7 protein-coding genes are annotated in these 6,000 nt (G+C 33.3%); 2 read left to right on the forward strand and 5 right to left on the reverse strand.

Going from position 1 to position 6,000, the window contains the following annotated elements:
• Positions 1-108: 108 nt before the first annotated feature.
• Both ACOI1C_RS20090 and ACOI1C_RS20095 read right to left on the reverse strand, forming a co-directional pair.
• Positions 109-1,893, reverse strand: coding sequence for a S9 family peptidase (locus ACOI1C_RS20090; RefSeq protein ID WP_422512350.1), 1,785 nt, complete (start codon positions 1,891-1,893; stop codon positions 109-111).
• Positions 1,894-2,292: 399 nt separating this feature from the next.
• Positions 2,293-2,577 (reverse strand): hypothetical protein, encoded by a 285-nt coding sequence (locus tag ACOI1C_RS20095; RefSeq protein ID WP_422512351.1) that lies wholly within the window; start codon positions 2,575-2,577, stop codon positions 2,293-2,295.
• Between the two features lie 240 nt (positions 2,578-2,817).
• Here ACOI1C_RS20095 and ACOI1C_RS20100 point away from each other — a divergent pair, with 240 nt between their 5' ends.
• Positions 2,818-3,096 carry a general stress protein gene (locus tag ACOI1C_RS20100; protein ID WP_422512352.1) on the forward strand — a complete coding sequence of 93 codons (279 nt, stop codon included), beginning with the start codon at positions 2,818-2,820 and terminating at the stop codon, positions 3,094-3,096.
• Positions 3,097-3,198: 102 nt separating this feature from the next.
• Here ACOI1C_RS20100 and ACOI1C_RS20105 read toward each other — a convergent pair whose 3' ends face one another.
• The gene (locus ACOI1C_RS20105; protein WP_422512353.1) at positions 3,199-3,426 is read right to left on the reverse strand and encodes a hypothetical protein; all 228 of its coding nucleotides are present in this window, start codon (positions 3,424-3,426) and stop codon (positions 3,199-3,201) included.
• 155 nt (positions 3,427-3,581) lie between these two features.
• Between ACOI1C_RS20105 and ACOI1C_RS20110 the strand changes: the two genes are divergently transcribed.
• Positions 3,582-4,172, forward strand: a complete 591-nt coding sequence (locus tag ACOI1C_RS20110; protein ID WP_422512354.1) for a PQQ-dependent sugar dehydrogenase — start codon at positions 3,582-3,584, stop codon at positions 4,170-4,172.
• A 604-nt stretch (positions 4,173-4,776) separates the two neighbouring features.
• Here the strand turns inward: ACOI1C_RS20110 and ACOI1C_RS20115 are convergent.
• Both ACOI1C_RS20115 and ACOI1C_RS20120 read right to left on the reverse strand, forming a co-directional pair.
• The gene (locus ACOI1C_RS20115) at positions 4,777-5,148 is read right to left on the reverse strand and encodes an rRNA methyltransferase (protein ID WP_422512355.1); all 372 of its coding nucleotides are present in this window, start codon (positions 5,146-5,148) and stop codon (positions 4,777-4,779) included.
• Between the two features lie 19 nt (positions 5,149-5,167).
• Complete coding sequence (locus ACOI1C_RS20120; RefSeq protein ID WP_422512356.1) at positions 5,168-5,893, reverse strand: LAGLIDADG family homing endonuclease; 726 nt, start codon at positions 5,891-5,893, stop codon at positions 5,168-5,170.
• Positions 5,894-6,000 lie beyond the last annotated feature (107 nt).

The following is a 6,000-nucleotide window of genomic DNA, read 5'->3' on the forward strand; positions in this document are numbered from 1 at the left end:
TTAAATTTCGACAAATGACAACCATTACCCGAATTTTCTTGTTTCATAAATAGTGTTTCACAAAAAGACATAAAAAAGATGAGGAACTTTCCCTCATCTTGGTTTTCTCTATAAATACTTTTGTAGAAAGCTAACCATTGTTTTATATACTTTTAGGGCATTTTCAGTTTTAGAAAAACCGTGACCCTCGTCCTCTAGGACAAGGTACTGGGTGTCCTGCCCTCTTTCCTTTAAGGCATCTACAATAACATCTGATTCTATCTTTACGACACGGGGATCATTGGCACCTTGTATAACAAGCATCGGTTTAGACATATTTTCAATATAGGTCATCGGAGAATCCTCTATTAACTTTTCTTTGTCTATAATCACGTCACCAATAAGCTCTCTGTCAGCAGCTTTCCAGTGCATAGGTGCTGTCTCGATTGTAGTAAATAAATTACTAGGTCCAAAGATATCAACGAATGCCTTGAACTTATCAGCATGGCGACCATGAAGAAGTAAAGTCATATATCCACCATAGCTACCTCCAATACAAAACCATTTACTGGAGCTTGTTTTTCCTTGTTGATCTAACCATTCCATTCCAGCAATGATATCTAATCTTGGTCCCCCGCCCCAATCCTTGTTTACAAGCTTCATAAAACTCTCACCATACCCGGTACTTCCACGAAAGTTAGGGGAGAATACTCGAAAGCCTTGCGTGCACAAATATTGGAACAATGGATTAAAGGCTTTTCTAACAGCATGCTGTGGCCCTCCATGTGGCCAAAGGATTGTGTGCCCATTATCTAGCTTCTCGTTTGGTCTAAAAAAGAGTGCCTCGATTTCTAATCCGTCAAAGCTATTATAGTTCAATACTTCTGGTTCAGTTAACTCTTCCTTATTAACACCAATAATTTTATGATTCGTTAATTGATTCCATTGAGTCATTTTTTCACTATAGAATAAGTTTGCTGGTGAATTCGTGGATCGGCCTAACACATATAAGGATCCGCTCTTTCCGACAATTATCTTATTAACCATATCAAATGGCTTATCTAGAAGTTTTGCTTCATTGTTTGTAAAGCTAAACACATATAAATGATCCTCTACCCCACGTTCTGCCACAAAAAACACTTTTTCATTTGTTCTATCAATAGTTAAATTAGTAAGTTCATGACCCTCTATACCTATAATTTTTTTAAATGTCCGTGTACTAATTTGATAGCTTGCTAAGTATGTAAATTCATTTTCAAAGTTTGTCAACAAAAGTAAATGGTCGTTATCAAGATACTTAACTTGTCTAACTCTATGTGGAGATTCCTGTGAGGGAGTAATTGGTATAATTTCACTCCCTACTGATATGTATCCAAAGGAACTCGAGTTTCCAATTTCCTTTGAGAATGTAAATGATGATTCATCAGGACTAACAGAAAATAGATAGCTTGGTCCATCCTCACCCTTTAGAAGAATTACATTTTGACCTGTCTCAAGATTCATTCTACCGATATTAAGGTAGTTTGGATTATCAACACTTGTTATGTAATAAAGATTTTTCCCATCTGAAGAGAGATCACCAAAATAAAACTTTTCATTCTCTTCACTTAATATTGGTGCGGGTTCTCCCCCTGACGTTTTAACACCAAAAATATGATAGTTTTCATCTCCGTCATGATCATAGCCTAGTAAAATATTACTTCCATTAGAATTATATTTTACAAAAGAGTTCATCTGATTAGCAGTTGTAAGCTGGTAAGGATAACCCTTTTTCAGGTTTAGTGCCCAGATATTATAATAGCCATTAAGATTTGTGGAAAAGATTAGTTCATCCTCTGTTGCATTCACATCAAAATCGATGATATTTATTGTTCTAAAAAAACTTTCAATGCTAGGTTGTGGAAATTTCAACATCTGTTAACCTCCAATTGGTGTGATAATAAATTTATTTTTACACCGTTCGATAATACTTATTTCAATTCACTTTTAATATTAACAAATATTCCGTTAATGCGCCATTTGTTAAATTTATTGTATATGAATAAAGTTTCCTGAAAAAAGTTTTCTTCAAAAAAATACGCACCTCATTTAAGATTCGTTTATGTTTTTATAAAGAATCTCAAATTACATCTCTTTGTAGTGCCGCAATCTATAAATTAAAAAATCCTCTACGTTTATTTTATTTGGTTCGACTACTAGCTGAATTGAAGCATTTCTCCAATAGGCTAATAAGAAAATCTCTTTTAGTTTACGGATACATTGAGATAGAGGTGCGCATGTATTGAGTTTTTTTAAATGTCACATTTTTTTAGTTTAAATCCATCTTCGCTCTTTTCTTCCCTGAGCTTCTTCTAAAACATCCTGTTTTTCCTCTTGTTCGTCGCTAAGTTCCTCTGTATATAATATAGCATCTGATTCCTTATCATCTAGGTCACGTCGTTCCTCTAGGTCTCTAGTTGGTCCGCCTCCAAAAAAGCCCCATGGATCTCTCCTTTTGTAAACCTCTTCCTCTTTTACAGGACCTATTACTTTGACTTCTTTAGCATGAATAATTAACTCATCAACATGGATTACTCTTGCCTTTTTCTCTTTAGACATTTGAACTCCTCCTTAAGATTATGGTCGCTCTATAATATTCATGTAGGGATGAATATGTATAGGCTTTAAGCAAGGATTTTATAACACGAAGAATGAGTAGTGAGGTTAAACGCCATTTTAATGCTATATGTGGTAACTGTTTTTTTGACTAGGACAATTAATTCGGTCAAAAGTGGTTTAAATTTCTCAAGAACGTCTAATAAAAATATAACGATAAATAATAATAAAGGAGAGATTCATTTGAAACCGATCGTAAGTGAATATTTTAATGAGGAAAAACTTGTTCAGGATATTAATCAGCTTATATCGAAGGGTATTGAAAAGGATAAAATCTATGTCATCTCCCATGATCAAGATCGCACAAAGAGAATTGCTGAAAAGGCAGATTCCAATACTATAGGATTACAGGAAATGGTCATCGATGATTTAGTTGGTACATTTTTTGAAAGCAAAGGTGATGAACTTAGAACGAAAATGAAAGAGATTGTACTTTCCGAGCGTGAGGCTAAAACTTTATGAAGAAGGACTAGATCAAGGAAAGATATTGATGATGATTGTGAATTAACAAATAAATATTATTTTTAAAAAACAGTGAGAGGATCACTGGTTTTTTGGTTTGAGCTATATTTTGTTCTTTACCTCTTCCCTAATTGACTCAATGATCGAATCAGATAGGATTGTTGGAATGGTCGTTTCACCCTCGAAAAGCCAAGTATTTATTATTTCAAGATCTGACTTTGTAAATGTGATTTTATATTCTTTGTGATTGTGAATGAAATTAGCTGTCACTGATTCCTCATCCATAAAATCATCATCAATGATCATATGATTTATTATATATTGCTCCAAATTGTATTCTCCTTTTTACATTTTTTTGAAATGCCCTTATGTATGTAGAATGAACGTTATGAATTTCTTTATTCGTATTTTTTTAAAAAAATATGTTATAAACTGCTATTATTAGTAATAGTAGCAATAAATCACTGCGGGAAAGGAGCAATTGTATGTCTAAATATATTTATTATCTTATTTTGCTATTAATCATCTTAACCGGATGTTCTATTAATTCCCAATATGCTCGAGATTCCTCTCATACGGGTCAACCAAAAGTAGTTGAGGCTATTGGCTCTTCTCCTCAAGTATTGGTGAAAAATTTATACATACATTGGACTTTAACAAAGCATGAGGATATCTTTTATATTAGTCAGCGGGAAGGATTAATTGTTGAGGTAGATATCGAAGCTGGTAGTGTAACTACCCAAAGTCTATCGCTCAGTAAAGATGTTCATAATGAAGGAGTAGGTGGATTACTAGGATTGGTGTTAGCTCCTGATTTCGAATTATCAAAGCAGGCATTTGCCTATTATACATTTAAACAACGTAATGAGACTAGAAATAGAGTGATTGTGCTCCAAAGGAATGACGACACCTGGATTGAAAAAAGAAATTTACTTGATGGGATCCCAGGAGGAAGAATCCATAATGGTGGTAGAATGAAACTTGGTCCGGATGGAAAGCTGTATGTCGCAACAGGAGATTCTGGAAATCCAGAACTCGGAGGCAATTCTGAAATAATTACTTGTTGTACTGGTTAGCGAAGCATTAGTACCTATTTGTGTTGAAGTATAGACCGTTAGTAAATTAGGAGACTAGAGGATGGAGATAAGGCAAGCAACAGCAAACGAAAAAGCGATTTCCTATCTCAAAAAATCGTCTTTTATGTGAAAATTTCCTTATCGTTGTAAATTCGCATTTTCCAGACGCTACCCCTATTAGAAAATTTCTCAAAGCACTCCTTAAGATTGCTTTTATTGATTTGTTTTTTGCTAGTGTTTTTCTTATCACCAATTGATTGCAGGGTTAATTTCATCTAACACAAAAAACTATACAACTTTATGACGTAAAAGAAAAAATAAACATATTATTAATCTGAATGTTGTCGTTATTATACAGCGTTATAGAAGATATGATTAAGAGAAAAATAATAAATAGCTATTAATAAACATATCTATACAAAATTATGTCGTTTGAATATATATTTTATTGTCGCCCGACAGGACGACATAAATTTTTTTCGTCTGATATCTCAAAAACCAAGTAAACTTGCGTTAATGAGATATGTATCTATTCTATTATTTAAGTTCCGATAATATATATTATGACCATGGCGTTGAAAAGGAAAAAATTAAAGTAACAACCTCACTCTAACCTGTATCTAAAATTGCTATTCTTTATATTTCTAAGATCTATAAATTTTACGCTGTATTCAATTACATCATTAATATATAAATTATGATCTTTCGCAAACTCCTTAACATGGTCTAACAATTCTTTATCATATGTTGTTTTATATTGAACTCGATCCTTTGGTCTAGTTTCCTTATCGAAATTAATTACACCTTGAGATAAAACCGATTGTAAGCCACTTTCAATTAGATAGTTTATGTGGGTATCATACTTAATTGCTAAATCATTCAGTTGAGCCAATATAGCTTTGCTTACGTTTGTTCTAAATTGGACCCTGGTAGTATCTGTCGTTTGAATAAGTCTGCCGTTGATTAATTTCCACATAGTTATCTCTCCTAAGCTACTACAAATTTTTTTCTTCTTCTAAACGCTGTATCATATAATCTCTTTTATATGAGTGGAAAGTAATATCTGTACTATTATTATAAATAATAGTAGCAAGTTTAGGTAGATTATATTTGCCCTTAACCCAAACACGATAAATAGAATGGCCAACTTGTTTGTTTTCTGATGTAATTTCAGAGCGTAATTCCCATAATTGAAATACAGATAGTAATCCTTGAGCAAAATTTAAGCTTCCAGTTGTAATATTCATGACATAGCCTTTTCTTTGAACCCAGCCATCTCCATCAATCACTCCTCTTATGAATGAAGGTAAAAACTCTTTAGGTACATCTGGCAAACAAATGGTCAATGACTTGTTTGCTACTATTCCCAATTTCTCGAGATCTTGTTTTATTTCCTTTGAATTAATAATTAGGGTCGGAGTTAATCTTGTCTTTGCGATAGGCGGTAGAATATAGTCTGCTTTAATTAATTTTGAAACGAGATATAAAACAGCTTCGTCTTTCTGAGTAAAAGTAATGCTGTTAATGGTTTTATTTACACATCCATCAGTCACAAACATCCCCAATACCCATGCCATTTCATGTGACCAGTGCTTAAAGAAATCCTCATTTACCATATGCTTCCTTGGCTGACCTGAAGATTGCTCACGATTCATCTCTACGCCATGCTTGTACATCACATTTCGAATGGCACGGCCTGAGATACCAATAACTTTTTCCATATCTTTAAATGGAATAGCATGATACTCATTTTATACTATAAAAACAACCAGATTTCTTCATTAATATAGTGTTTAAATGACTGTTTTTGCAGAAACAACAGGATATG

This window comes from Bacillus sp. DJP31 (assembly GCF_049310945.1).
In the GTDB taxonomy this organism is placed as follows: domain Bacteria; phylum Bacillota; class Bacilli; order Bacillales; family SA4; genus Bacillus_BS.